General features: G+C 71.9%; 29 protein-coding genes. 12 read left to right on the top strand and 17 right to left on the bottom strand.

Going from position 1 to position 23,490, the window contains the following annotated elements:
• Positions 1 to 2 precede the first annotated feature (2 nt).
• Both AC6RUA_RS05085 and AC6RUA_RS05090 read left to right on the top strand, forming a co-directional pair.
• Positions 3 to 287 (top strand): DUF357 domain-containing protein, encoded by a 285-nt coding sequence (locus AC6RUA_RS05085; protein ID WP_499814854.1) that lies wholly within the window; start codon positions 3 to 5, stop codon positions 285 to 287.
• 44 nt (positions 288 to 331) lie between these two features.
• Positions 332 to 1,258, top strand: coding sequence for a universal stress protein (locus AC6RUA_RS05090; RefSeq protein WP_499814855.1), 927 nt, complete (start codon positions 332 to 334; stop codon positions 1,256 to 1,258).
• Between the two features lie 84 nt (positions 1,259 to 1,342).
• Here the strand turns inward: AC6RUA_RS05090 and cysS are convergent, their stop codons facing one another.
• From cysS to AC6RUA_RS05105, 3 genes are all read right to left on the bottom strand, one after another.
• Positions 1,343 to 2,818, bottom strand: a complete 1,476-nt coding sequence (gene cysS, locus AC6RUA_RS05095; RefSeq protein WP_499814856.1) for a cysteine--tRNA ligase — start codon at positions 2,816 to 2,818, stop codon at positions 1,343 to 1,345.
• A gap of 74 nt (positions 2,819 to 2,892) precedes the next feature.
• Positions 2,893 to 3,390, bottom strand: coding sequence for a DUF7523 family protein (locus AC6RUA_RS05100; RefSeq protein WP_499814857.1), 498 nt, complete (start codon positions 3,388 to 3,390; stop codon positions 2,893 to 2,895).
• A gap of 97 nt (positions 3,391 to 3,487) precedes the next feature.
• On the bottom strand, positions 3,488 to 4,534 hold the full coding sequence (locus tag AC6RUA_RS05105) for a two-component system sensor histidine kinase NtrB (RefSeq protein ID WP_499814858.1): 1,047 nt from the start codon (positions 4,532 to 4,534) through the stop codon (positions 3,488 to 3,490).
• A gap of 150 nt (positions 4,535 to 4,684) precedes the next feature.
• Between AC6RUA_RS05105 and AC6RUA_RS05110 the strand changes: the two genes are divergently transcribed.
• The 4 genes from AC6RUA_RS05110 (at position 4,685) to AC6RUA_RS05125 (ending at position 7,513) form a co-directional block, all read left to right on the top strand.
• Positions 4,685 to 4,891: a hypothetical protein gene (locus AC6RUA_RS05110; RefSeq protein ID WP_499814859.1), complete on the top strand. Its 207-nt coding sequence runs from the start codon at positions 4,685 to 4,687 to the stop codon at positions 4,889 to 4,891.
• Positions 4,892 to 5,097: 206 nt separating this feature from the next.
• A complete protein-coding gene (locus tag AC6RUA_RS05115; protein ID WP_499814860.1) occupies positions 5,098 to 5,328 on the top strand; it encodes a hypothetical protein in 231 nt (76 codons plus the stop codon).
• A gap of 124 nt (positions 5,329 to 5,452) precedes the next feature.
• Complete coding sequence (locus AC6RUA_RS05120; RefSeq protein WP_499814861.1) at positions 5,453 to 6,379, top strand: CbiX/SirB N-terminal domain-containing protein; 927 nt, start codon at positions 5,453 to 5,455, stop codon at positions 6,377 to 6,379.
• Complete coding sequence (locus AC6RUA_RS05125) at positions 6,380 to 7,513, top strand: DR2241 family protein (RefSeq protein WP_499814862.1); 1,134 nt, start codon at positions 6,380 to 6,382, stop codon at positions 7,511 to 7,513.
• A gap of 34 nt (positions 7,514 to 7,547) precedes the next feature.
• On the opposite strand, the gene AC6RUA_RS05130 is transcribed toward AC6RUA_RS05125, so the two are convergent.
• The 4 genes from AC6RUA_RS05130 to AC6RUA_RS05145 all read right to left on the bottom strand — a co-directional run bounded on the left by AC6RUA_RS05130 (position 7,548) and on the right by AC6RUA_RS05145 (position 10,614).
• The gene (locus AC6RUA_RS05130) at positions 7,548 to 8,144 is read right to left on the bottom strand and encodes a DUF7524 family protein (RefSeq protein WP_499814863.1); all 597 of its coding nucleotides are present in this window, start codon (positions 8,142 to 8,144) and stop codon (positions 7,548 to 7,550) included.
• 45 nt (positions 8,145 to 8,189) lie between these two features.
• A complete protein-coding gene (locus AC6RUA_RS05135) occupies positions 8,190 to 8,378 on the bottom strand; it encodes a methytransferase partner Trm112 (protein WP_499814864.1) in 189 nt (62 codons plus the stop codon).
• Between the two features lie 116 nt (positions 8,379 to 8,494).
• Positions 8,495 to 9,226, bottom strand: coding sequence for a DUF547 domain-containing protein (locus tag AC6RUA_RS05140; protein WP_499814865.1), 732 nt, complete (start codon positions 9,224 to 9,226; stop codon positions 8,495 to 8,497).
• Between the two features lie 53 nt (positions 9,227 to 9,279).
• Positions 9,280 to 10,614, bottom strand: a complete 1,335-nt coding sequence (locus AC6RUA_RS05145) for an adenylosuccinate synthase (protein WP_499814866.1) — start codon at positions 10,612 to 10,614, stop codon at positions 9,280 to 9,282.
• Positions 10,615 to 10,873: 259 nt separating this feature from the next.
• Here AC6RUA_RS05145 and AC6RUA_RS05150 point away from each other — a divergent pair, with 259 nt between their 5' ends.
• Positions 10,874 to 11,179 carry a hypothetical protein gene (locus AC6RUA_RS05150; RefSeq protein ID WP_499814867.1) on the top strand — a complete coding sequence of 102 codons (306 nt, stop codon included), beginning with the start codon at positions 10,874 to 10,876 and terminating at the stop codon, positions 11,177 to 11,179.
• A 98-nt stretch (positions 11,180 to 11,277) separates the two neighbouring features.
• On the opposite strand, the gene AC6RUA_RS05155 is transcribed toward AC6RUA_RS05150, so the two are convergent.
• The 5 genes from AC6RUA_RS05155 to AC6RUA_RS05175 form a co-directional block, all read right to left on the bottom strand.
• The gene (locus tag AC6RUA_RS05155) at positions 11,278 to 12,465 is read right to left on the bottom strand and encodes a DUF7527 domain-containing protein (RefSeq protein ID WP_499814868.1); all 1,188 of its coding nucleotides are present in this window, start codon (positions 12,463 to 12,465) and stop codon (positions 11,278 to 11,280) included.
• The gene (locus AC6RUA_RS05160; RefSeq protein WP_499814869.1) at positions 12,372 to 13,643 is read right to left on the bottom strand and encodes a hypothetical protein; all 1,272 of its coding nucleotides are present in this window, start codon (positions 13,641 to 13,643) and stop codon (positions 12,372 to 12,374) included. The genes AC6RUA_RS05155 and AC6RUA_RS05160 overlap by 94 nt, the downstream gene beginning before the upstream one ends.
• 160 nt (positions 13,644 to 13,803) lie before the next feature.
• Entirely contained in the window at positions 13,804 to 14,121 is a 318-nt protein-coding gene (locus AC6RUA_RS05165) for a C2H2-type zinc finger protein (protein ID WP_499814870.1), read from the bottom strand.
• A 73-nt stretch (positions 14,122 to 14,194) separates the two neighbouring features.
• The gene (locus AC6RUA_RS05170) at positions 14,195 to 15,274 is read right to left on the bottom strand and encodes a hypothetical protein (RefSeq protein ID WP_499814871.1); all 1,080 of its coding nucleotides are present in this window, start codon (positions 15,272 to 15,274) and stop codon (positions 14,195 to 14,197) included.
• Between the two features lie 388 nt (positions 15,275 to 15,662).
• Positions 15,663 to 15,818, bottom strand: coding sequence for a DUF7563 family protein (locus AC6RUA_RS05175; protein ID WP_499814872.1), 156 nt, complete (start codon positions 15,816 to 15,818; stop codon positions 15,663 to 15,665).
• Between the two features lie 125 nt (positions 15,819 to 15,943).
• Here AC6RUA_RS05175 and AC6RUA_RS05180 point away from each other — a divergent pair, with 125 nt between their 5' ends.
• Positions 15,944 to 16,813: a cytochrome c oxidase subunit 3 gene (locus AC6RUA_RS05180; protein ID WP_499814873.1), complete on the top strand. Its 870-nt coding sequence runs from the start codon at positions 15,944 to 15,946 to the stop codon at positions 16,811 to 16,813.
• Between the two features lie 33 nt (positions 16,814 to 16,846).
• Here the strand turns inward: AC6RUA_RS05180 and AC6RUA_RS05185 are convergent, their stop codons facing one another.
• Positions 16,847 to 17,140, bottom strand: coding sequence for a CDGSH iron-sulfur domain-containing protein (locus tag AC6RUA_RS05185; protein WP_499814874.1), 294 nt, complete (start codon positions 17,138 to 17,140; stop codon positions 16,847 to 16,849).
• Entirely contained in the window at positions 17,089 to 17,529 is a 441-nt protein-coding gene (locus AC6RUA_RS05190; RefSeq protein WP_499814875.1) for a hypothetical protein, read from the bottom strand. The genes AC6RUA_RS05185 and AC6RUA_RS05190 overlap by 52 nt, the downstream gene beginning before the upstream one ends.
• 79 nt (positions 17,530 to 17,608) lie before the next feature.
• On the opposite strand from AC6RUA_RS05190, the gene AC6RUA_RS05195 reads away from it, so the two are divergent.
• Positions 17,609 to 19,234: a potassium channel family protein gene (locus AC6RUA_RS05195; RefSeq protein ID WP_499814876.1), complete on the top strand. Its 1,626-nt coding sequence runs from the start codon at positions 17,609 to 17,611 to the stop codon at positions 19,232 to 19,234.
• Positions 19,235 to 19,241: 7 nt separating this feature from the next.
• Here AC6RUA_RS05195 and AC6RUA_RS05200 read toward each other — a convergent pair whose 3' ends face one another.
• A complete protein-coding gene (locus AC6RUA_RS05200; RefSeq protein WP_499814877.1) occupies positions 19,242 to 19,634 on the bottom strand; it encodes a DUF998 domain-containing protein in 393 nt (130 codons plus the stop codon).
• 383 nt (positions 19,635 to 20,017) lie between these two features.
• Between AC6RUA_RS05200 and AC6RUA_RS05205 the strand changes: the two genes are divergently transcribed.
• The gene (locus AC6RUA_RS05205; RefSeq protein WP_499814878.1) at positions 20,018 to 20,815 is read left to right on the top strand and encodes an aldo/keto reductase; all 798 of its coding nucleotides are present in this window, start codon (positions 20,018 to 20,020) and stop codon (positions 20,813 to 20,815) included.
• A 29-nt stretch (positions 20,816 to 20,844) separates the two neighbouring features.
• On the opposite strand, the gene AC6RUA_RS05210 is transcribed toward AC6RUA_RS05205, so the two are convergent.
• Entirely contained in the window at positions 20,845 to 20,973 is a 129-nt protein-coding gene (locus tag AC6RUA_RS05210; RefSeq protein WP_499814879.1) for a hypothetical protein, read from the bottom strand.
• Between the two features lie 24 nt (positions 20,974 to 20,997).
• Positions 20,998 to 22,191, bottom strand: a complete 1,194-nt coding sequence (locus AC6RUA_RS05215) for a mechanosensitive ion channel family protein (RefSeq protein ID WP_499814880.1) — start codon at positions 22,189 to 22,191, stop codon at positions 20,998 to 21,000.
• Between the two features lie 104 nt (positions 22,192 to 22,295).
• On the opposite strand from AC6RUA_RS05215, the gene AC6RUA_RS05220 reads away from it, so the two are divergent.
• Positions 22,296 to 22,781: a metal-dependent hydrolase gene (locus AC6RUA_RS05220; RefSeq protein ID WP_499814881.1), complete on the top strand. Its 486-nt coding sequence runs from the start codon at positions 22,296 to 22,298 to the stop codon at positions 22,779 to 22,781.
• Between the two features lie 64 nt (positions 22,782 to 22,845).
• Complete coding sequence (locus AC6RUA_RS05225) at positions 22,846 to 23,457, top strand: peroxidase-related enzyme (RefSeq protein WP_499814882.1); 612 nt, start codon at positions 22,846 to 22,848, stop codon at positions 23,455 to 23,457.
• The last annotated feature ends 33 nt before the right edge of the window (positions 23,458 to 23,490 follow it).

The raw sequence follows: 23,490 nt of genomic DNA on the forward strand, positions 1-23,490 counted from the left end.
AGATGCCCGCTGACCTCGACGAGAAGACGACGCGGTACGGCGAGATGCTCGAGGCCGCTCTCGGTGCGGCGACGGTCGCCGCCCCGGAGGGGACGCCGCTGCACGGGATGGCGCTGGAGTGCCGCGAGATGGCCGAGTCGTACCTCGACGACGGCCGCCACTTCCGGGCGGAGGGCGACCCGGTCAACGCGCTCGCGGCCTACTCGTACGGCTACGGCTGGCTCGACTGCGGCGTCCGGTTCGGACTGTTCGCGGTTCCCGACGACACGGACCTGTTCACCGTCTGACTCCGGTTCGTCGGCTTTTTGCGAAGTCACTGCTATCACCCCGCATGGTAGAGTTGGGATTCGACGACCTGCTCGTCCCGACGGACGGGAGCGAGCACGCGGACGAGGCACTGACGGCCGCGCTCGCGCTCGCGACCCGGACGGGCGCGCGGGTCCACGTCTGTACGGTCGTGAACCCGTACGTCCTCTCGAAGGTGAGCGACGTGAGCGAGCACCGCGAGGAGGCGGAGACCATCGTCGCCGACGCCGCGGCGCGCGTCCGCGAGGCGGGAGTCGACGCCGAGACGGCGGTCAGACTGGGGAGCCCCCACGCGGCTATCCGGGAGTACGTCGAGGAGGCGGGCGTCGACTGCGTCGTCATGGGAACGCACGGCCGCAGCGGCGTCGAGCGCTACCTGCTCGGCAGCGTCACGGAGAAAGTCCTCCGCACGGCCGGGGTCCCGGTGCTCGCGGTCCACGAGAGCGACGCGGGCGGCGGCGGGCGCGGCGAGTACCGCCGGGTACTGCTCCCGACGGACGGGAGCGACGCCGCGGCGGCCGCCGAGCGGACCGCCGTCGCGTTCGCGGCCGCGTTCGACGCGGGCCTGGAGGTGCTCAGCGTGGTGGACGCCTCGGCGCTCACGACCACGGTCGGCCCGACCGGCGCGGAGGCGGAGGCGGTGCGGCACGTCCAGGAGGCGCTCGAGGCGGGCGCGAGGGAGGCGACCGACGCCGTCGTCGCCGACGCCGAGGCCGCGGGCGTCGACGTCGAGGCGACCGTCGAGGAGGGCCGCCCGCACGAGCGCATCCTCGCGCGTGCGGCCGAGACGGACGCCGACCTCGTCGTCGTCGGGACGCACGGCCGGGGCGGCGTCAGACGGTTCGTCCTGGGGAGCGTCGCGGAGAAAGTGGTCCGGATGGCGGACCGTCCGGTGCTCGTCGTCCCCGCCGGCCCGGCCGACGGCGAGAGTGAGGACGCGACCGAGGAGTGACCGGCCGGGCGACCGGACGACGGTGTACGCGCGGTCCAGCGGTCGAGAGCCGAGAATCGGGAGTCGACGGGACCGAGCGCGCCGTCAGTCGAACCGGACGCGCGGGCCGTCCGCGGCGTCCTCGACGTCGACGCCGAGGGCGGCGAGTCGGTCGCGCAGGTCGTCCGCCCGGCCGTAGTTGCCGGCCTCGCGCTCCTCTTCGCGCACCCGCGCGACGAGGTCCGCCAGGTCGCGCGCGAGGTCGACCTCGCCGTCGGCCTCCCGACCCAGCTCCAGACCGAACACGTCGCCGCCGAGCGTCTCGACCGTCTCGACCGCCTCGCGGAGCGCGCGGTAGTCGTACGGGACGCCCCCCTCGGCGTGGCGGTTGACCGCGCCCGCGAGGTCGAGCAGGGCGTTGTACGCCGTCCGCACGTCGAGGTCGTCGTTCATCGCGTCGGCGAACGCCCCGCGCGCCGTCTCGACCGCCTCGCGGAGCGCCGGGTCCTCGGCCTTCGCGTGCGCCTCGACCGAGTCGCAGGCGTCGACCGCCGTCTCGTAGGCGCGCTCGAGGCGCTCCCAGCGCTCTTCTGCCTCCTCCATCGCGTCCGCGGAGAACGTCTGGTCGCCGCGGTACTGCGCGCCGAGGTAGAACGTCCGGACGACGTTCACCCCGAACTCGTCGAGGGCGTCCGAGACGGTGAAGAAGTTACCCAGGCTCGACGACATCTTGTCCGCCTCCGTCTGGAGGAGGCCGACGTGGAGCCACTCGCGCGCGAACCGCCGCCCCGTAGCGGCCTCGCTCTGGGCCACCTCGTTCTCGTGGTGCGGGAACACCAGGTCTCGCCCGCCCATGTGGACGTCGAGGGTCTCGCCGAGGTGCGTCATCGCCATCGCCGAGCACTCGATGTGCCAGCCCGGCCGCCCCTCCCCCCACGGCGACTCCCACGTCTCGCCGGTCGGTAGCGGCCCCTCGCCCTCGTGCTTACGGTGCTCGCGCACCGCCGTCTCGCTCACGCCGTCGGCCTTCCAGAGCGCGAAGTCCGCCGGGTGGCGCTTCTCGGCGCGTTCGTCCGCCTCGCCCTGTGCCTCCAGTTCCTCGGGGTCCTGGTTCGAGAGGTCGCCGTACCCCTCGAACGTCGTCACGTCGAAGTACACCGACCCGTTCGACTCGTAGGCGTACCCCTCCTCGACGAGCGTCTCCACGAGCGCGAGTATCTCGGGGACGTGCTCGGAGACGCGGGGGTACACCTCCGCGCGCAGGAGGTTCAGCCCGCGCATGTCCTCGATGACCGCGCGGGTGAAGTGGCGCGCCACGTCGGCCTCGGTGTCCCACCCCTCGCGCTCGCCGACGCGGGCGGTTATCTTCTCGTTCACGTCGGTGAAGTTCTCGACGTGGCGCACGTCGTAGCCGAGGTGCGCAAGCCAGCGGTGGAGGATGTCGGCGTGGAACCACAGGCGGGCGTGGCCGAGGTGTGCCGCGTCCGAGACCGTCAGCCCGCAGACGTACAGCAGGACCTCGTCGCCGTCGACTTCGAAGGGTTCCTCCTCGCCGGTCAGGGTGTTGGTCACGGACAACATCGCGTGTCGGCCGGGGCTACGACCCCCCCGGTGTTAAAGGGTCGAACATCGCGCCGCCCGCGTCGGGGGGAGCGTTACCCCTCCAGCGCCGCCTCCACCGCCCGGACCGCGCCGGCCCCGTCGCGCCGTCCGACGACGACGACGAGCGAGTCGGGCGCGACTCCGGCCGCCTCGACGCTCACGCCGGCGGTCCGCAGGCGGCCCAGCGCCCGTTCGAGCGCCCGGGGACCGACGGACCCGACGGCGAGCACCGCGGTCAGGTCGCCGCCGCCGGCGAACTTCCGCCCGCCGACGCGGAGCAGGGCGGTCTCGCCGTCCGCAGCGCGCTCCGAGCCGTCGGCGTCCGAGACGGACCCGACGCCGCGCTCCATCGTGACGCGGGCGTCGAACGACGGGTCGGCGTCGTCGAGGTCCGCGGCGTACCGGCGGAGCGCGGTGGCCACCGCGTCGGTGTCGGCGTCGACGGGGAGCGTCTCGGCGGCGGCGGCGTAGTTCACCACGCCCGCGCGGAGCGCGTCGAACAGGAACGGGCGGTCCCGGACGGCCGTCCGGGTCGCTTCGGCGACGGTCACGCTCGTCGGCACCGGCCGCTGGCGCATAATCCCGACGGTCCGCGGCGGCGCGGTAGGGTCCCCTTCACGCGATACGCGACCGGTGCCGCCGCCGACCTCAATCGACGAAGTTGACGTTCGTCACCTCGAACCGGGCGCCGCCCGATTCCGCGGCGGTAACGGTCACGTCCCAGCCGTGGGCGCCGACGATGGTGCGGACGACCGACAGCCCGAACCCCTGTCCGCCCTCCGTGTCGGTCGTGAACCCGTGGTCGAACACGCGCGAGCGGGCCTCTTCGGGGATCCCGGGGTCGTCGTCCTCCACGTAGAACCCGTCGCCGAGCGGTCCGACCTCGACGCGCACGTCGTCCCCGCCGTGGTGGACGGCGTTGCGGAACAGGTTCTCGAACACCTGCCGCAGGCGGTCGGTGTCGGCGACGACCAGCGGGACCGGGACGTACTCCACCACTGCCTCGTCGGGGAGCGCCCCCTCGCGGGCGTCCGCGACGAGCGTCTCGATGTCGGTCACCTCGGGGTGTTCGACCACGTTCCCCTGCTTCGCCACGCGGAGCAGGTCGGTGATGAGGCGCTCCATCCGCGATACGCTCCGTTCGATGGCGTCGAGGTGGTCGGCGTCCCCCGTCTCGCGGTAGAGGTCGAGCCGGCCGGCGACCACATTGAGCGGGTTCCGGAGGTCGTGCGAGAGGATGTCGGTGAACTCCTTCAACCGGTCGTTCTGTCGTTCGAGCATCCGCTCGTACTGTTTCCGGGCCGTGACGTCGTGGGTCACGACCGTGTACCCGTGGAGAACGTCGTTCAGGATCGGCGCGAACGTGCACGCCCCCCAGAAGACGGAGCCGTCCGCCCGCTCGTGCCAGCCCTCGATCTCGACCGGGTCGCCCTCTCGGTCGGTGAGTTCCACGACCGCCCGTTCGAGGACGTCGTCCTCGTTCGACCACAGTACCCCCACCGACGAGCCGATGACCTCACCGGTCCCGTAGCCGTAGAGCCGCTCCGCTGTCGCCGGCCACGACTCGATGCGTCCGTCCAGGTCGAGCGTGAACATGGCGTACCCCGTCGCCGCTTCCACGATTCGGCGGTGAGTCTCCTGTTCCCTCGACTCTCCCCGCTTCACTCCCCCTTGCTGCCGCTCGCCAAAATCCACGATTTAGGGTAGTTCTACGGGAATATAAACGGAACAGTAGGAGCAGTTCGCGCTCTCGCCCGGAGAACAGAAGCGCCCTTCAGTAACGCCCGCGACAGAAATATCGTTCAGATTACCTATTTGGGGGTGGGCGTTCTACGCTTACCTGTAATGACGACGCAAGTCCCGAATTTCGACGGGTCGCTCTCGGCATCGCTCGGCGTCACTCTCGCGGTGGTGGCGCTCGTACTGGCGTGGACGGCACCGGTGGCCGCTCTGGTCGCCGTCTGCTGTGTCGCCGCCGGCTACCTGCTCGCAGGCGCGCAGTCGCGGTCCCGCGACCGGACGACCGCCCGGCGGCGGCGCTCCGCGTCCTGAGCCGTTCGCTCCCCTTCCCCGTCTTCTCCGCTCGACCGGGTCCTCGCCCGTTCTCGTGCCCGCCCCACCAGTCGTTCGCGACGACAGCCGACGCGGTCTGGCGCGACCACCGCGGAAACGAGTTTCAGTAACGCCCGCGACAGAAATATCGTTCAGATTACCTATTTGGGGGTGGCCGTCCTACGTCCACGTGCATGAGGGAACCGATGCCCGCAGTTCCCGACTCGGACGAATCGCTCGCCGTCGTCGCGGCGTTGCTGGTCGCCGTCCCGGCGCTGATGGTCGTCGCGACGTACCCCGGCGTGGTCGCAGGCGGCGGCGCACTCGTGGCCGCGGGGTACCTCCTCGCCCGGATTCGCGAGTCCACGGCCGTCCGAGCGTACCTCCCGCACCGGCGGGTGTGCGTCCCCGGAACGACCGCCTGCGTCGACGTCTGAACACCCCGCCCGGCCCTCCCCTCTCACCCGGTCCCCGCTGACTGGCCCTCCCACCGCCCTCGTTTCGGCCCTCCCGCTTCCCGCTGTCGAAGGCGCTAAGGCCGGCGCGACCCAGGATTCCTCCATGAGTCAGGCGCTGGTCGTCGTGGCGCACGGGTCCCACCTCAACCCGGAGTCGAGCGCGCCGACGTACGACCACACCGACACGGTCCGCGCGACCGGTGCGTTCGACGAGGTGCGCACGGGGTTCTGGAAGGAGGAGCCGAGCCTCCGCGAGGTGCTCCGCACGGTGGAGGCCGAGGAGGTGTACGTCGTCCCGATGTTCATCTCGGAGGGCTACTTCACCGAGCAGGTCATCCCGCGGGAACTCCGCCTCGAGGGCTGGGACGTCGACGACTGGGAGTCGGACGGCCTCTCGGCGGACGCGGCGACGTACACCGCGGCCGACACCGGCCAGACGGTCCACTACTGCGGTCCCGTCGGCACCCACGAGTCGATGACGGACGTACTCGTCCGCCGCGCCGAGAGCGTCACGGGCGACCCGGACGTGGGCGAGGTTGACGACTCACAGTCGTCCGCACGTCGGACGGAGTCGGACGGTGGGTTCGGGTTCGCCGTCGTCGGCCACGGCACCGAGCGCAACGAGAACTCCGCGAAGGCCATCGAGTACCACGCCCGGCGCGTCCGCGAGATGGACCGCTTCGACGAGGTGCGTGCGCTGTACATGGACGAGGACCCCGAGGTCGACGACCTGACGGAGTACTTCGAGAGCGAGGACGTCGTGCTCGTCCCGCTGTTCGTCGCCGACGGGTTCCACACGCAGGAGGACATCCCCGAGGACGTCGGTCTCACCGACGACTACCGGACGGGGTACGACGTGCCCGCCGAAGTCGGGGGCCACCGGGTCTGGTACGCGGGCGCCGTCGGGACCGAACCGCTGCTGGCCGACGTGATACTGGAGCGAGCCGCGGACGCCGGCGCCGACGTGGGAGCGGCCGTCGAACGGGTGCGCGAGACGACGCGCGTCGCCTCCCCGGGGGCCGACGACTGAATGGCCGCCCGACACGCCGACGCGCTCGTCCGCGAGGCGGCCGCCGACGGCGTCGGCTTCGACGGCCTCCGAGTGGAGCGGGCGACCGACGGCTACCGGTTCGAGACGCCCGAACGCGAGGCGAGCGGCCTCTCGGAGTCGGCCCTGCGCGAGCACGCCGACGGGAACGCGTACGTCACGAACTGGTACTTCTGGGAGCGCGAGGTCGGCGGGAGGAACCGGCCGCGGCGGGCGTTCCTCCGGCGCGCGGAGGACGCGCCCGTCCACTCGACTGCGGTGCCGGACCCCGAGGAGGACGCCGGCCGCCCGGTGCCCGACCGGTACGAGGCGCTCCGCGGCGGCCTCGTCACGGAGTGGGGGCAGCTCCGCGTCGAGACCACCCTCGCCGACGACGGCGCACGCCGGTACGAGGTCAGACACGTCGCGGACGCGGACGAGACCGTCGAGGCGCTCGACGCGCGCGAGGACCCGCGGGAGGCCCGCGAGCTAGCCGAGACCGACGAGCGGGGGCGCTACCGCCCGCTCAAGACCGCGCCGACGCTCCGGACGGGGTGGGTCTTCCCGGCGCTCGACTGGCACGACGCGACCGAGGCGGTCGAGACGTTCTACCCCGCGACGGTCCCGAACTGGTACCGCGAGCGGGAGGGGGAACTCGACGTCGACCACTGGCGCGAGACCGCCGAGCGCCAGACGGGCATCTACGACGTGGTCGACGAACTGCCGCGCGAGGCGGTCGAGTACGTCGCGGCGGCGTGTTGCGTCGACTCGCAGTGTCTCAAGCGGCGCGAGTGGGAGTACGAGGCGGGCGACGACCTGGCCGTCGACGGCGGCGACGGGCCGTTCCCGTGCCGGGAGCCCTGCTCGCTCGTCGTCGCCGCCGCGCGGACGTGGACGAAACTGGAGGAGGAGGAGGAGCGAGAGTACACGTTCACGCTCACGCCGAGCGAGAAGGAGCAGGTGGAGGCGGTCGTCGACGCGGTGGCCGACGGGCGGACGGACGAGATACGCGAGGCCGACGTGACCGAGGGAGCGAACCGCTACCGGGCGCGCTACCTCCGCGCGAAGCGGTTCGACGAGGAGGGGAACCTCGGCGGCGTCGCGACCGGTTCCGACGAGGCCGGCGAGGGGTCGTGACCCGAGGGGTGAGCGAGCGTCGAGACGGAGACGGTCAGGAGAACAGGACGTACAGCGCCCCGCCCACCGCGACGGCGACGGCGAGCAGGCCGAGCGTGAGCGCGAGGCTCTGGAACGTCAACTGGAGCACGAGCGCGAACAGGAGCGCCACGACGGCGAGCGCGACGACCAGGAACGTCGTCGGCGTCGCGGAGTCGGGCAGCACGCCCTCGAGCGTGTCGCCGAGCGTCTGGGGGCGCCCGCCCTCGGACGGCTGGGAGCGCTGGGGCCGCGAGAGGGTCTCGTCGACGTCGACCGGACCCCGCCGGGTCGTCGGTTCGACCGTCACCTCGACCACCTCCCCCTCCGCGCCGTGCCCGGTGACGATCTCGAGTCCGCCCGTGACCGGGTCCGAGAGGTCCGCCACGTCGATGCGGACCCGGCTGGTCGAGTCCCGGTCGACGTAGTGATTCGAGGTGGCGACGGAGGCCACACTAGCGAGCGGTCCGAGGAACCGCAAATGGACGTGGACCGCCTCGCCCTCGTTGCGGAGGAGGACCTCGAACGACCCGTCGGCCGTGTACCGCTCGGGGGCGACGGCTTCGTTGAGTCGCTCACGGTTGAGCGCGACGGTGAGCGGGTCCGTTGGCACGGGGGAGGATGACCGCATCGGGGCAAAAAGGTTCGCAGTTCGCGCTCACTCGCGCATGTCGGGCGGGAGCAGGTTGGGGATTCCCTCCTCGATGGGGTACTCCTCGCCGCAGTCCGTGCACACGAGCGTCCCGGCGAGTATCTCGCCGTCCTCCTCGTCCCGCTCCTCGACGGTCAGTTCGAGGTCGTGCTTGTCGAGCGGACAGCAGACGATGTCCAAGAGCGACTCCTTCATCGTCCGCTCGGAGTGGCGGCCCGGGCAAAAGCCTACGGGTTCGGCGTCATCCGGTGACACGGCAAGGGGAGAGCGCGGTCGGGTCACACCACCGCGACCGGCGCGCCGGCCCGCGGCTACTCGCGGAACCGGCGGGCGCGGCGCGACCAGTCCCAGTCGAGGTAGCGAACCCGCGGCGAGACGTCGGCGGGGACGAGACCGCACTCGCGTAGGAGGTCACGGACGCCGTCCGGACCGCCGAAGTCGCCGCGGAACCAGAGACAGACGCGGGGGACGCGGACGACGCCGCCACCGAGCAGTCCACCGTCCGGGTCGTACTCGACGGTCCGGTCGAGGTACAGCGCCGTCGCCTCGTCGAGTTCCGCGTCTGCGTCCCGCGTGTAGACGGCGACGGCCGGAGAGCTCTCGGCCCCGCAGTTCAGCGCGAAGTGCACCCGCGGGTCCACGTCGGGGAGCCGGTGACGGCGCTCGAACCCCGACGCGAAGAGGCGCGGGAGGTAGCCGAAACCGCGTTTCGACTTCCCGCGCAGGATGCCGTGTTCCACCTCGTCGAGCGAGACGGCGTGGCCGGCGACCGGGAGCGCCTCGGCCGCGAAGAACGCGCGGCGCGACTCGTACAGCCCCGGCTCCGTGTCGAGGAGCAGTTGCACCGCGGCGTTGTAGCAGTTGAGCCAGAACGCCGTGCGCGCCGGGACGTCGAGGGCAGTCAGCGCCGCCTCCTCCACGTCGGCGAGCGCGGAGACGCGTCCCTCGACCGGGTCGCCGGCCCGGACCGCCCGCAGCAGCCGCGCGCTCGCGTCGACCGGGTCCGGGCCCGGACTGTCCGCGTCGTCGGTGGCGTCGCTCATGGGTGGTGTTGGAGCCGCGCGCACAAAACGAGAGACGTCTCGGGGGCGACGTGTTACGCCTCGACCTCGTCCCAGGGGTCCGCGCGGACCACGGTCTCCGAGCGGTCCGGACCGACGCCGACGGCGTAGACGGGCGCGTCGACCTGTTCCTCGACGTACTCCAGGTACTCGCGGCCCGCCTCCGGAATCGCGTCGTACCCCTCGGTCGCCACCTCGCCCCAGTCGACCTCGGGCCACGGCTCGAACTCGCGGAGGACCGGTTCGCACCGGCCCCAGCGCTCGGTCGTCGCGGGCATGGTGTCGAGCGTCTCGCCGTCGAGGTCGTACGCGTGACCCACCTTCACCTCGTCGAGTCCGGCGAGCACGTCGAGGTGGTTCACGGCGACGCCGGTGAACCCGTTCGCGCGCGCCGCGTGCCGGAGCATCGGCACGTCCAGCCAGCCGATGCGGCGCGGGCGGCCGGTGACGGTGCCGAACTCCCCGCCCTTCTCGCGGATGTAGTCGGCGAGGTCCTCGTCGTCGCCCACCAGTTCGGTCGGGAGGGGACCCGTCCCCACTCGCGAGAGGTACGCCTTCACGACGCCGACGACTTCCCCCTGCCCGACGACGGTGGGACCGACGCCGGTGCCGACGGCCGCGCCGCCCGCCGTGGGGTTCGAGGACGTGACGAACGGGTAGATGCCGTGGTCGATGTCGATGCTCGTCCCCTGTGCGCCCTCGAACATGACGTTCTCTCCCGCCGCGTGCCGCTCGTGGAGGAAGTCGCCGCAGTTCACCGTCATCCCCTCCTCGCGGAGGCGGTCACCGACCGCGGCGAACTCCTCGTGGAGCGCGTCGACGTCACACTCCTCGCCCGCCTCCAGCCCGTACACGTCCTCGATGACGGCCCGTTTCTGCGGGACGACGTACTCCAGTCGGTCCCGGAGCACGTCGGGGTCGAGCAGGTCGCCGACGCGGACGCCGCGCCGGCCGGCCTTGTCCTCGTAGGTGGGTCCGATACCGCGTCCGGTCGTCCCCGCCGCGAGGTCGGAGTCGGACTTCGCCTCCTCCTCGATGCCGTCGAGACGGCGGTGGTACGGCATGATGACGTGCGCGCGGCGGGCGACGCGCACGTCGGGGTCGAGTCCCCGCTCGCGGAGCGCGTCGAGTTCCTCGAACAGCGTCTCGGGGTTCACGACGCAGCCGTTGCCGAGCACGCCCACCTTGTCGCGGACGGCGCCCGAGGGGACGAGCGAGAGCGCGTACTCCTCGCCACCCTCGACGACGGTGTGGCCGGCGTTGTCGCCGCCCTGGTAGCGGGCGACCACGTCGGCGGGTCCGCCCCACAGGTCGACGAGCGCGCCCTTGCCCTCGTCGCCCAGTTGCGAGCCGACGATAGTGACGGTCATTCCGTCCCCCCGTTCCGCGGCCCCCGGTAAACCGATTGCGGTCCCGGGAACATCGACGCGTCAGGAATCAACACGTTCCTGCCCATCAGGAGCGTCTCCACCTACTCCATGTCCATCGACGTGGGCAACGTCGCCCCGTCGAGAGCGGAACTGTTAACTACTCACACGACGGACGGTCCCCTGACAGTTGTTACCTCCCGGAGACGTTCCGGGACAGAGGGGAACGTTTAAACCCACGACTCACAAGTTAACACGTGGCATGATAGATCGACTTGAGAAGGAGGTGGACATGCTGGAGCGGCACCTCCAGGTGCTCCGGATGGTCATCGAGAACGAACCCATCGGCATCGTGAAGATGTCGAACGAGACGGGCTATCCCCACCACAAGGTGCGTTACTCGCTGCGCGTCCTCGAAGAGGAGAACCTCATCGAACCGTCGAGCCAGGGCGCCATCACGACCGAGCGGACGGCCGAGTTCGTCGAGGACCTCGACGACAAACTCGACGACATCATCGACAAAATCGGCGGCATGCGCATCGAGAACCCGCCGGAACTCGAGGGGTGAGTTCGGTCACGCCGCGGTCCTGTTCTGGTTCTCTCGGCCCGGGTACCCCCGAGTAGCCCGGGGCGCGGGCATCGATAGAGCGCCGCCGGTGGAGGCGGTTACAGTTCCGGGACGGTGACGTGGAACTCGCCCTCGCGCGCCTCGACCAGACAGAGGTGGAACCCCTGCTTGCGCGAGAGGCGCACGAAGCTCTTGTGTTTGCCGCGGCTGAGTAGCCCGCCGCCCGTCGCGTCGGCGACGGCCTCCAGCGCGCCGGGTTCGAAGAACGACGCCGAGACGTAGAACGCCGCGCCGAGGTCGTCGTGCTGTTCGGCGACGGCGCTCGCGCTCTCGACGAGTCCGTCGAGCATCGACTCGGTGGTCGCCTCCCGCGAGTCGGTCACGTCGGCGACCACGAGCGGGGTCCCCATCCGGTCGCGCAACACCACGTCGAACGACCGCTCGCCCGCGCGCTTCCCCTCCTCGTCGACCAGCGTGACCTCGCCGTGGAGTTCCGCGCGGTCGACCGCCGGGAGCGCGTCGAACAGGCTCCGCATCGACGACTCGTTCCGCGTGTCGCGAATCTCGTACAGCAGGTCGCGGACGGCCCACTCGACGAAGCCGTACTCGATGGTGTCGGCGAGGAACTCCGCGAACGGGCGGCCGTCGACGACGACGCCGTCCGCCTCGAAGTCGGTGTGCTGTTCGAGCCGGAGGTTCGCGTTCACCTCCTCGCGCGGGGCGGTGCTCGTGTGCGCGTCCTCCAGCGTCGCGCCGCCCTTCGAGTCGTACCGCACGAACAGGTTCGTCCCCGCGAGCGCGCGGTCCGCGGGCATGGTCTGCTCCACCGGCGCGTCGGGCGCGCGCTCGCGTGCCGCCGCCACCTCCTCGCGGGCCGTCTCGAGGTCGGCCTCCAGGTCCGAAACGCGGCCGCGCAGCCGCTCGTTCTCCTCGCGCAACCGGTCGGCCTCGGCCTCGCTCGCCTCCAACTCCGCGCGGGCGTCGTCGAGTTCCCCGCGCGCCTCGTCGCGGGCGGCCCGCGCCCGTTCGAGGGCGGCGTCGTCCGCGTCGTCGCTCGCGGGCGACCCCTCGTCCGTCGGCGCGGTCCGCGGTTCGGAGTCGGGGTCCGAGGCGGCGTCGGTCGCCGGCTCGTCGTCCGTCGAGCGACCCGGGCCGGTCTGCGACGCCGCGTCGTCCCGCCGCGTCGCTCCGGTCACCTCGGCCTCGTCGGGGTCGAGGGCGGGAATCGAGCGCGTCTCGCGCCACTGCTCCTCCGCCGAGAAGGGGTCAGACTCCGCCCCCGACACCGCGTCGGTCGGCTCGCCGTCCCGCCGGGCGTGAGAGCGCCGTGCGTCGCCGCGGGAGTCGTCGGCGGCGCGTTCGTCGGGGGCGGTCGAGTCCGAGTCCGCCGAACCGGGGTCGCGCTCCTCGTCGGTGTCGCTTCCGCCGTCGGCACCGACCGACTCTCCCCCGTCGACCGACTCGTCGGGCGCGGCGGCGCTCGGGTTCGAGTCCGCCGTCGTCCCGGGGGCGTCGGGGTCGTCGACCGCGTCCGCGGGTCGGTCGGTCCCTCCCGTCTCGGCGGCGTCGGGAACGTCGGCGGGGTCGGTCGCGTCCTCGTCCTCGTTCTCGTCCGTTTCGCCCTCGTCGGCCGCTCCGGCGTCGGCGTCCCGGTCCGATTCGGAGGTCGGCCCGGGGTCGATAGTGACGCCGTCGCTCGTGTCGCTCGTGCGGTCGGACGGGGCGTCGCCGGGAGTTCCTTCGGCGGCGCTCGGGTCCGTCTCGTTCGTGCTGGCCTGCTCGGCCGGGTCGGGTCGGTCGCGTCCGTTGCGTCCGTCGCCGACTCGCTCCCCGCCGCGGCGACGCCGGCAGCGGTTGCGGACCCGGCATCGGCGCCGTCCGGGTCCGTCTCCTCGGGCGTCTCCGACTCCCGTGGCTCCGCTACCGGGTCGGGGATATCGACGACCTCGACCGGCACCTCGTGGACCGTGTAGATGCCCACCTCGTCGGTCGCGCGCTCGAACGCCTCGTCGCCGGTCAGCGTCCGCCGGGCGTTGCCGACGAACGCGCACGCCAGCGAGCGGCCGCCGTGGTACACCACGTAGTAGTCGCCCGAGAGGACGTTCTCGGAGAGTTCGACGTACCCGGTGAAGTTGCCCGCCGAGAGCGTCGCGTCCACCTCCGAGAGCGGCGTGTCGTTCGTGTAGTACTGCGCCCTCTGCTCGCCGCCCGCCTCGCGCATCGCGAACAGCAGCGGGAGCGATGGGTCGGGCGCGGCGTACGCCGTCCCGTCGGCGTCCGCGAACGACTCGACGTCGCCGTCTGCCACCCCGACGACGCGGCCGTTCAGCGCGAACAGCCACGCCGCGCCGTCGGTGACCGCGCCCGTGAACCCCCGCGACGCGAGGTCGTGGAGCCCCGCGTACCCCCCCTCGAACGGCGCCGAGTCCCACCCGGTCACCGTCTCGACTGTCTCGCCGTCCATCGCGTTTAGTTCTCCGCGTACGACCCAAATACTTTCCGCTCGGTACGACGAGCGGCTTGCGCTCCCGTCGACGCGGCGGCGCGAGAGCGTCTCGACGGACGACCGAGCGGAGACGGGCCGGCCGAACGGGCGGGACGGGGAACCGACGGACGGACGGACGTTACGCGGCGCTCGTCCCCACGGCGGCGTACAGGAACAGGAACCCGAAGTACAGGAGCACGAGCAGGCCGAGCGAGACGAGCCGGAACCGGCGGAGGTCGGCCTGCTCGGCCGCGCTCGCGTCCGCGAACGCCTCCCGCTCGGCCGGGGTCAACGCCTCCGCGTGCGCGAGTCCGCGGTGGAGGTCGCGCTGGCGCCGGCGGGGGAACTGCTCCCCGCACCGCTCGCACGCGTGGACCTCGACGTCGGACGGGACGTCCAACTCCGGGTCCGCGCTCGCCCGGTCGGCGGTCCCCGCGTGTGCGTCGCTCGCGTTCATACGAACGGGGGCGCACCCCCCGGCCGGGTCACGACCCACAGGCTGAACATCGTGTACGCCACCATCGCGGCGGTCACGCCGTACTGGCTCCGGGCTGCCTGCAGGCGGTCGGGGAACAGGTCGTACGCCGTCGCGTGCGCCACCCACACCGCGAGCAGGTGGCCGACGAGCACCGCCGCGATGGCGACGCCCGCGACCCACGACGGGACGAACAGCGTCGGCGGCGCGGCGGCGGCGAGAGGGGCGACGCGGCGACGACCACCAGCGAGGGCGCGAGCGCCAGCCCCGTGACGACGTTGTGCGCGAGGTGGTAGCCCGCCGCGATGGCGAGCAGCGCGGGCGCGAACCGGCGGGCGAGCGCCGCCGTCGACACGAACGTGTCGGCGTAGCGGCGGGCCGCCCGGACCGACACCCGGTACGCGGCGAGGAACAGGCCGAACCCGAGGAGCATCCCGACGAGGTACGCGAGGAGCGGCGGGACGTCCCGCACGACGAACGGGACGACGATGTCGCGCCAGAGGCGGGTCCCCACGAACCCGTCGTACGTCGTCACGAACACGACGCCGACCACGAACGCCACGTCGCTCCGGTCGCGGACCCAGTCGGCGTCGGTGAGCGCCATCCCCGGGAAGCGGACGCGGAGGCCCTCGTCCGTCCGCGCGAGCGGTGCGACCCGGCCGTAGGCGGCGAGCAGGCGCGAGACGGGGTCGACGGTGCCGAACCACGTCTCCGCGCCGAAGACGACGCTCCCCGCGAGCGTGAGGAGTCCGTAGCCGACGACGGTCGCCGCGAGCAGGCGCGGGTCGGACGCGAGCGGCGTCACGACTTCGAGGTACACCAGCGCGAGCAGGCCGGCGACCGCGGGCCACGAGCCGAGCCGTTCGGGGTACGGTCGGTCGAGCGACGGGAGCGGCGCGGCGAGCGTCCGGAACGGGTTGAGCGCCGGCCACGTGTTCGCGACGAGGTACGTGCTCGCGACGTAGGCGGCCCACCAGCCGACCCAGACGACCAGCACCGCGGCGTTCCGCTCGGCCGCTCCCGGACCGGCGGGGCCGAGGAAGCCGGCGACGAGCACGAGCGCCAGTCCGGCCAGCCCCACCGCCCGCGCGGCGAGCGGCGCGGCGCGACCGGGGCGGGCAGCGAGTCGCCCCACGAGTCGATGCGGGCGACGAGCGCGCGGTCGGTGACGAACGACGCGAGCAGGAACGACGCGCCGACGACGCCCCCGCCGGTGGCGAGGAACAGCCACGTCGGCACCGCCAGCGACTCCGCGGCCGCGCTGCGGATACCGCCGGCGTGCGCGAGCGCTCGGCCGGCGAACGCGAGGAGCGCGAGGAGCCACCCGGCGCTCGCGGCGGCCCGGACTGCGCGGCGATTCATTACACGGGATTGGGAGCGGCCGCCCGAGTAGCTTGCGGATTCCCCCGCCGCTCGACGGCGGACCCACGGCTGGAACGGCGGGCGCGACAGAGGAGAACCGCCGCGGAAGCGACGCGGGTCACCCGGCGTGGTCGCTGCGGCGGCCGACCACCGGGAGCAGTTCAGACGCGCTTCGAGCGGGCTTCCCGGACGCTCGCGCCGTCGCGAACCATGTCTTCACAGGACGGGCAGACGCGCACCTCCGCCATCCCCTCCGGTGCGAACACTCGAACGTATCGCTCGGTAACGAAAGATCCGCAATTCCTACACTCCGGCATGCGAGGACGACTACCACGTCGTGGGTTGTAGTCCTATCGGCCGCGGGTATCCACGACGTCGCCGCGACCCGGGGACGCCGGCGCGTATGGAGGGATTTTTGGTTCCCGCCCGGCTACCGCCGCGTATGGCAACCGAAACGGACGACGCCCACGACGACGGGCACCACCTCCCCGCGGTCGAGGACTGGCCGCGCGGGTTCGGCGAGGCCTCCTGGTGGCCGTTCGTCACCGCGGCGGGGGCCGCGGGCATCTACGTCGGGGCGGCGCTGTTCCTGATGGGGTACGGCGACACCAACATCGTTCCCCCCATCGCCGGGCCGGCCGTGCTCGTCGGGAGCGTCGGCCTGTTCCTCGTCGGACTGTACGGCTGGCTGTACCACGCGTTCGTCTCGCACTTCTGGCAGCGCGGCGCGAACGAACACTCCGCGACCAAACTCCAGTGGGGGATGATCGCGTTCCTCGGGTCGGAGGTGGCCACGTTCAGCGCCGGCTTCACCTACTTCTTCTTCATCCGCGCGGGCGAGGCGTGGCCGCCCGGCGAACTCCCCCCGCTGGTCGGGTCGCTCGTGCTCGTCAACACGGCCCTGCTGTTGATATCGTCGGTGACGCTCCACTTCGCGCACGAGGCCATCCGCGAGAGCAAACGCGGGCGCTTCCTCGGCCTCCTCGGACTGACGCTGCTGCTCGGCGTCGTGTTCATCGGCGGGCAGGCGTACGAGTACTACGAGTTCATCCAGCACGAGGAGTTCACCCTCACCTCGGGCGTGTTCGGCTCCGCCTTCTACGGGCTGACCGGCCTCCACGGCCTGCACGTCTCGATGGGCGCGGTGCTGCTCGGCATCGTCTTCGTCCGCGGCCTGATGGGGCAGTACTCCGCGGAGCGGCACGTCTCCATCACCACCGCCTCGATGTACTGGCACTTCGTCGACGCGGTCTGGGTGCTCCTCGTCGTCGTGCTGTACGTCGGCGCGGAGATTCCGGGCGTCGTCGCCTGAACCCGGGGTCTCCCTCCGAGTCCTCGACTCCGGCTACTCCGACCGACTCGCGCTCCGTGCGTCTCGGTCGTCAGCGTACCGTATCTCCTCGATTTCGCGGCGCTCGCCGTCGACGTACTTGTAGCGACGGCCCGGTTCCTCGTCCTCGACCGCGCGGTGGGAGCCGTCGCAGAACGGCCGGTCGTCGCTCAACCCGCACATGCAGACGGCGACGTCGCCCCACTCCGGGTCGATGTCGTCCTCGTCGAGCCTGACCGGTCCCGTCGCCTCGTGGGTCACCTCGCGCCGTGACGGACTCGCCCCGTCCGCAGGTGCGTCGTCGGACACGGTGGCGCTTCACCGCGGAGCGTCGTAAACCCACGTCTCGGGCGGGGGACGACCCCCGCGAGCACGCCGACGAGCAGACAGAAGTACGCGAGCAGCCCCCCGAGCAGCGCGGCGAGGACGGCCGGACCGGCGACGACGGCCACCGCCGGCCCGCCGACGGCGACGAGGAGCGTCCCGGTCCACCGGACGAGGCGGCTGTCCCACAGCGCTCGCGCCCGGTCGGGCGCCAGCGCCATCGCCAGTTCGAGCGCGAGCGCGCCGGCCGCGCCCGCCGCCAGCCACCGGGGGCGGGCGAGCCGCTTCGGCGGGTAGCCGAGTACGCGCGCGAGTGCGAGCAGCGTCGCCGTCGCCGCGAACGCGAGCAGACCGTCGCGGTGGCGGGAGTCCACGCCGGCGCTTCGCGCCGGACCGAGGAAACCGTGGTGGGGCGTCCGGAACGTTAACCAGACGGCCCCCCCAGAACCGGCCATGGGAAAGTGGCGACGGCGGACGCTGGCGTATCTGGCGGGGCTCGCCGTCGTCATCGTCGTCTACGCGGTGGCGTACCACGAGGCGATGGCGACGTTCGAGGGGCGCGAGCAGTCGTTCGTCCACTCGCTACAGGTCGTCGTCGAGACGTTCACCACCACCGGCTACGGCTCGGACGCGCCGTGGGACTCGACGGTGATGAACCTCTTCGTCATCGCGATGGACCTCACCGGCGTCCTGCTCATCTTCATGGCGCTGCCGGCGTTCGTCTTCCCGCTGTTCGAGGAGACGCTCTCGACGACGCCACCCGACGAAGTCGACGGGCTGACCGACCACGTCGTCATCTGCGCGCACACGGCGCGGGGGCGCGTACTCCGAGAGGAGTTGGTGGCGTCGGACACCCCGTACCTGTTCGTCGTCGCGGACGAGGACCTCGCGCGCGACCTGTACGAGGACGACGAGCCCGTCGTCCACGGCAACCCCGAGGAGGTGGCGACGCTCCGGGCCGCGAACGTCGACGAGGCCACCGCGCTGGTCGCGGACGCCGACGACGAGCGGAACGCGAGCATCGTCCTCTCGGCGCGGGAGGTGTCCGAGGAGCTCCGCGTCGTCAGCTTCGTCGAGGACGAGTCGGTCGCCGACTACCACCGCTACGCCGGCGCGGACGAGGTGCTCTCGCCGCGGCGCATCCTCGGTGAGAGCCTGGGCGCGAAGGCGACGACGACGGTGTCGGACGAACTCGGCGAGGGCATCGAAATCGGCCAGGACTTCCAGCTGGCCGAACTGCTCGTCCACCACGGCAGCCCGCTCGTCGGCAAGACCGTCGCGGAGTGTCGCATCGGCGAGCGGACCGGCGCGAACATCATCGGCGCGTGGGTGAAGGGCGACTTCGAGTCGCCGCCGGCCCCGGACCGGGTGCTCGACGAGCACACGGTCATCCTCGTCGCCGGGCGGGAGTCGCAACTGGAGGCGCTGAAGGAACTCACGCTCTCGGAGACGCGCCGCCAGCGCCGCGGGACGGTCATCGTCGCGGGCTACGGCGTCGTCGGGCGCTCGGCCGCCGCCGAACTCGCCGCCAACGAAGACACCGTCGTCGTCGACGAGGTGGAGAAACCCGGCGTCGACGTGGTGGGCGACGCGACCGACCGCGTCACCCTCCAGGAGGCCGGCATCGACGAGGCGCGCAGCGTCGTCCTCGCGCTCGACTCGGACACGACGACCATCTTCGCCACGCTCGCGGTCCGGCAGGTCGCCCCGCACGTGGAGGTCATCGCGCGCGCGAACGACGACGCCACCGTGCCGAAACTCTACCGCGCGGGCGCCGAGTACGTCCTCGCGCTCTCGACGGTGTCCGGGCGGATGCTCGCCTCGCAACTGCTCGACGAGGAGGTGTTGCGCCCCGAGACGCAGATCGAACTGGTCCGCACGACGGCCCCGGCGCTCCGTGGGGAGACGCTCGCGAACGCGGACGTCCGCGCCCGGACCGGCTGTACGGTCATCGCCATCGAGCGCGACGGCGAGGTGCTCACCGAAGTCGGGCCGGACACGACCGTCCGGCGGGGCGACGTCCTCGTCGTGGCCGGCACCGACGACGCCGTGGCGACGTTCACCGAACAGTTCACGTGAACGTGAGTCACGTCGTCGAGCGCTCCGGCCCGGCCCGTCGGCCCCACCGGAACGGCGCGACGGGCGAGAGCGCGAGCACCCAGACGGCGAGGAGGGTCGCCCCGACGAACTCGGGTATCGCCAGCCCCGGTCCCAGTCGGACACCGGCGTCCCACAGCCACCACTGACCGACGTGGACGGCCGCGAGCGCGAGCGTCGCCCGACCGGTCGCCGCCCCTCGACGGACGAACCCGTCGGTCGCGAGCGTCGCGGTGAGACCGACGTAGAACCCGACCGCCGTCGGGAAGTGGAGCGGGTGGCCCGACGGGAACGTGCCGACGCCGCCGAGAGGACGAGCGACAGGGCGAGGAGGACCCCGGACGCCCGCTCCCACCCGGTCGTCGCGTCCCGGACGGCCCACGCGTACGGGAGGCCGAGCGCCGCGCTCGCGAGGAGCGTCCCGTTGAACAGGAGTGCGGTCCGCGGGGCGACGCCGAGGTCCGAGAGCGCGTCCACGGGCCACCCGAACCACGGCGCGAGGAGCGTCGCGAGCAGGATGCCCGACAGCGAACCGAGGACGGCGACGCTCCCGGCGTTGACGGCGAGGCGGTGGCGACGGACGGTGCGCATCGTCACGACCGGGGGGCGCGGCGGTAAAACCGATTCGGGTCGACGGTTAGCGGTGAGGGGAGGGGAGACGCCTTCGGTCGATTCCCGTCCCGGTGCGTCCGGCCACGGCGAAGCGAGACGGCGAGTGTTCCGGCTCCCGCACCCTTTTGGCTCGCGCGCGCGGAGCCGCGAGCGATGAGTCTCACGCTGCCGGACATCGGGCTGGGCACCTCCGGGAACGAGGGCGAGGAGTGCACGGAGGCGGTAGTCGAGGCGCTGGAGGTCGGCTACCGCCACGTCGACACCGCACAGACGTACGACAACGAGCGAGCGGTGGGCGACGCGCTCGACCGGTCCGACGTGGACCGCGAGGACGTGGTGCTCGCCACGAAGGTCGGGGCGGAGAACCTCGGGTACGACGACGCCAAGCGGACCGCGCGCGAGTCGCTGGAGCGACTGGGCGTCGACCGCGTCGACATGTTGTACGTCCACTGGCCCATGGCGGCGTACGACCCCGAGGGGACGCTCCGCGCGATGGACGAACTCCGCGAAGAGGGCGTCACGGACCACGTCTGCCTGTCGAACTTCACACCCGAGTTACTGGCGGAGGCACGAGACCTGCTGGACTCGCCCGTCGCCGCCCACCAAGTGGAGTGTCACCCGCTGCTCCCGCAGGAGGAGTTGCTCGCCGACGCGCGCGAACACGACACCTACCTCGTCGGCTACTCGCCGCTCGGCCGCGGGAACATCCTCGACGACCCGCTGTTGAGCGACATCGCGGAGAGACACGACGCGACCACCGCGGCGGTCTGTCTCGCGTGGGCATTCGCCCGCGAGGGACACGTTCCCATCCCGAAGGGGAGCGGCGAGCACGTCCGGGCGAACTACGAGGCGCGGAGCCTCGAACTCGACGACGAGGACCTCGACCGTATCCGCGAGTACGACGCGCGCGAGCGGTTCATCGACCCCGACGAGGCGGCGTGGAACCGGTGAGTCGCCGAGGGCGAGCCGCCCGACCGGCCTCAGCCGCCGGTGAGGCGGCCGAGTGCGACGAGCAGGAGGTAACCGAGTAGCCCGAGCGCGAACAGCAGCACGGGGAGGATAAACGGTCCGAACGTCGAGACGAGCGCGTCGAGCGGCCCGAACGCCATGCGGACCGGTGGTGGCGAGTCGGTTTAACGCCCGGGGTCGGCGTCGCCGCCGGGTGTACTACCGTCCGCGTCGTGTACGTCCATGTCGTGCGCGTTCGCGAACGCGTCGGCCCCGCCGTCGGTCTCGTGGGTCGCCGCCTCGGCGGGCGAGTCGAACGGGGTCACCGCCGCGTCCGCGGCCCGGACGGTGAGGTCTCGTTTCGGGTACGGAATCTCGATGTCGGCGTCCAGCACACCGGTGTATATCGCGCGGTTCAGCCGGTGAGTCGCCTTGGCCGCCCGCGTGGGCGAGGCGACCCAGCAGAGGAGTTCGTAGTTCAGCGCCGAGTCGCCGAACTCCCGGAGGCGCATCCGGGGGCGAGGGGAGTCGAGCACCAGCGGCTCCGCCGCCGCCGCGTCGAGCGCCACCGCCTCGAACGCGTCGAGGTCGGTCCCGTACGCGACGCCGACGGGGACGCGGATACGCCGGCGGCGCTGGGGGGCCGACTGGTTGATGACCTTCCCGGCGTTGAGCAGCGAGTTCGGAACCGTGACGAGCACCTCGTCGCGCGTCTGGAGCGTCGTCGAGCGCACCCCAACCTTGACGACGGTGCCGGCCTCGCCGGACTCGAGTTCGACGTAGTCGCCGACCCGGTACGTGTCGTCGAAGTAGAGCGCGATACCCCCGAAGAAGTTGGCGACGGTGTCCTTCGCGGCGAACCCCACGGCGATGCCCGCGATGCCCGCGCCCGCGAGCAGGGGCGTCACGTCGACCTCCCAGACGTACAGGACGGTGGCGGCCGTCCCGACGAGGACGGTGAGCGTCCACACGTTCGAGAAGACGGGCGCGAAGTCGTAGCGCGCGCCGGCGTCCCTGAGCCGGTCGACGGCGCGGTTCACCACCTGATTCAGCGCCCACGCCCACAGGAGGACGACGAGCGTCAGCGCCGGTCGCTGGAAGAACGTGTCCAGCGCCTCGGGGGCGACGGGGACCGCGGCGACGACGCCCTCCACCCGAGTGAGCACGAACACGCCGCACAGCGCGAGCGTGAGCACGACCGGGACGGCGAACTCGTCGACGAGAATCTCGTCGAACGCCGTCTCCGTGCGGGCGACGAACCGACGGGCCGTCCGGACGACGACGAACTGCGCGACGAGCGCCGCACCGAGCGAGACGGCGAGAACGACGCCGGTCGCCTGCCACGGCGGCAGCGCGTCCAGCGCCGAGATGAGGTCCATGCGCTCCGGGAGGTGTCCGAGGGTATATACGTTCCCCGAGCCGGCTATCGTCTCCGAGAGCCGGCCCCCATCGGTTATATCCTCGTCCCGGCGAACCGGGAGACGTGTACCGGACGGGCCACCTCGGAGCGTCGCTGCTCGCGTTCGCGCCGGTCGCGTACTGGCTCGTCTCGGGCGGGTACGTCGTACTCGCGTTCCTGACGGGCGCGACGGTGCTGTACCTCGCGATGCTCCCCGACGTCGACCACCGGCTTCCGGGCGTATCGCACCGCGGGCCGACCCACTCGCTCGCGTTCGCCGCGCTCGTGGGTGTCGCCTTCGCGCTCGCCGCCGGGGAGCTATCGCGGGTGCTGTCGGTTGCGGTTCCGGCGGGGCTGTCGACGGCCGCCTTCGGCTTTCTCCTGGGCTTCGGCTCCGTCCTGGCGCACCTGCTCGGGGACGTCCTGACCCCGATGGGCGTGCGCTTCTTCTGGCCGCACCCGCGGACGTGGAGTCTCGGTCTGACGACCGCCGACAGCCGCGTCTGGAACGGGGCGCTGTTCGCGCTCGGCGTGTTCGCCGTCGCCGCGGCGACGGTCTCCGCGCTGTAGACCGCGAACGTCCGGCCTCGCGGGGTCCGGCCTCGTTAAGTGGCGACCCGTCGAACGCGTGCCCATGAGCGACGGACCCGACGGAACGGACGGCGCGCCGACGCCCGAACTCAGCGACGACGCGCAGCGCCGCTTCCCGGTCCCCGACTACGAGGAGATTCCCGACGACCTGCGCGAGCGCATCGCCGAGGAGACGGAGCGCGCCGGCTTCACCCCGAACGTGTTCGCCGCGCTCGCGCACAGACCGAGTCACTTCCGCGCGTTCGTCGCGTACCACGACGCGCTGGTCGACGAGACCGAGTTGGACCGCGAGGAGGTAGAGATGATAGTCGTCGCCGTCTCGGGGCGGAACCACTGCCTCTACTGCAACGTGGCGCACGGCGCGCTCGTGCGCATCTACGCGAAGGACCCGCAGTTGGCGGACCAGCTGATATCGAACTACCGCGCGGCGGACGTGAGCGAGAAGCGGCTGGCGATGCTGGAGGTGGCGGTGACACTCACCGAGGAGCCGGACGCGGTCACGACGGACGACCTGGACCTGCTGTACGAGGCGGGGTACAGCGAGTCGGAGGTGTGGGACATCGGCTCGGTGGCCGCCTTCTTCAACCTCAGCAACCGGCTGGCGACGTTCGCGGACTGGCGGCCCAACGAGGAGTTCTACACGATGGGCCGGTGACCGGCGCGCGCGTCGGTACTCGGCCGGTCTGCC

This window comes from Halorarum sp. SLYT50, assembly GCF_059821265.1.

Excerpts from the sequence above, each read along its gene's own strand:
- AC6RUA_RS05145 (WP_499814866.1), bottom strand. The coding sequence starts at position 10,614 with ATGACCGTCACTATCGTCGGCTCGCAACTGGGCGACGAGGGCAAGGGC.
- AC6RUA_RS05090 (WP_499814855.1), top strand. The coding sequence starts at position 332 with ATGGTAGAGTTGGGATTCGACGACCTGCTCGTCCCGACGGACGGGAGC.
- AC6RUA_RS05165 (WP_499814870.1), bottom strand. The coding sequence starts at position 14,121 with ATGAACGCGAGCGACGCACACGCGGGGACCGCCGACCGGGCGAGCGCG.
- AC6RUA_RS05110 (WP_499814859.1), top strand. The coding sequence starts at position 4,685 with ATGACGACGCAAGTCCCGAATTTCGACGGGTCGCTCTCGGCATCGCTC.
- AC6RUA_RS05215 (WP_499814880.1), bottom strand. The coding sequence starts at position 22,191 with ATGGACCTCATCTCGGCGCTGGACGCGCTGCCGCCGTGGCAGGCGACC.
- AC6RUA_RS05150 (WP_499814867.1), top strand. The coding sequence starts at position 10,874 with ATGATAGATCGACTTGAGAAGGAGGTGGACATGCTGGAGCGGCACCTC.
- AC6RUA_RS05205 (WP_499814878.1), top strand. The coding sequence starts at position 20,018 with ATGAGTCTCACGCTGCCGGACATCGGGCTGGGCACCTCCGGGAACGAG.
- AC6RUA_RS05140 (WP_499814865.1), bottom strand. The coding sequence starts at position 9,226 with ATGAGCGACGCCACCGACGACGCGGACAGTCCGGGCCCGGACCCGGTC.
- AC6RUA_RS05225 (WP_499814882.1), top strand. The coding sequence starts at position 22,846 with ATGAGCGACGGACCCGACGGAACGGACGGCGCGCCGACGCCCGAACTC.
- AC6RUA_RS05115 (WP_499814860.1), top strand. The coding sequence starts at position 5,098 with ATGCCCGCAGTTCCCGACTCGGACGAATCGCTCGCCGTCGTCGCGGCG.
- AC6RUA_RS05160 (WP_499814869.1), bottom strand. The coding sequence starts at position 13,643 with ATGGACGGCGAGACAGTCGAGACGGTGACCGGGTGGGACTCGGCGCCG.
- AC6RUA_RS05175 (WP_499814872.1), bottom strand. The coding sequence starts at position 15,818 with ATGCCGGAGTGTAGGAATTGCGGATCTTTCGTTACCGAGCGATACGTT.
- AC6RUA_RS05180 (WP_499814873.1), top strand. The coding sequence starts at position 15,944 with ATGGCAACCGAAACGGACGACGCCCACGACGACGGGCACCACCTCCCC.
- AC6RUA_RS05085 (WP_499814854.1), top strand. The coding sequence starts at position 3 with ATGCCCGCTGACCTCGACGAGAAGACGACGCGGTACGGCGAGATGCTC.
- AC6RUA_RS05210 (WP_499814879.1), bottom strand. The coding sequence starts at position 20,973 with ATGGCGTTCGGGCCGCTCGACGCGCTCGTCTCGACGTTCGGACCGTTT.
- AC6RUA_RS05120 (WP_499814861.1), top strand. The coding sequence starts at position 5,453 with ATGAGTCAGGCGCTGGTCGTCGTGGCGCACGGGTCCCACCTCAACCCG.
- AC6RUA_RS05135 (WP_499814864.1), bottom strand. The coding sequence starts at position 8,378 with ATGAAGGAGTCGCTCTTGGACATCGTCTGCTGTCCGCTCGACAAGCAC.
- AC6RUA_RS05125 (WP_499814862.1), top strand. The coding sequence starts at position 6,380 with ATGGCCGCCCGACACGCCGACGCGCTCGTCCGCGAGGCGGCCGCCGAC.
- cysS (WP_499814856.1), bottom strand. The coding sequence starts at position 2,818 with ATGTTGTCCGTGACCAACACCCTGACCGGCGAGGAGGAACCCTTCGAA.
- AC6RUA_RS05195 (WP_499814876.1), top strand. The coding sequence starts at position 17,609 with ATGGGAAAGTGGCGACGGCGGACGCTGGCGTATCTGGCGGGGCTCGCC.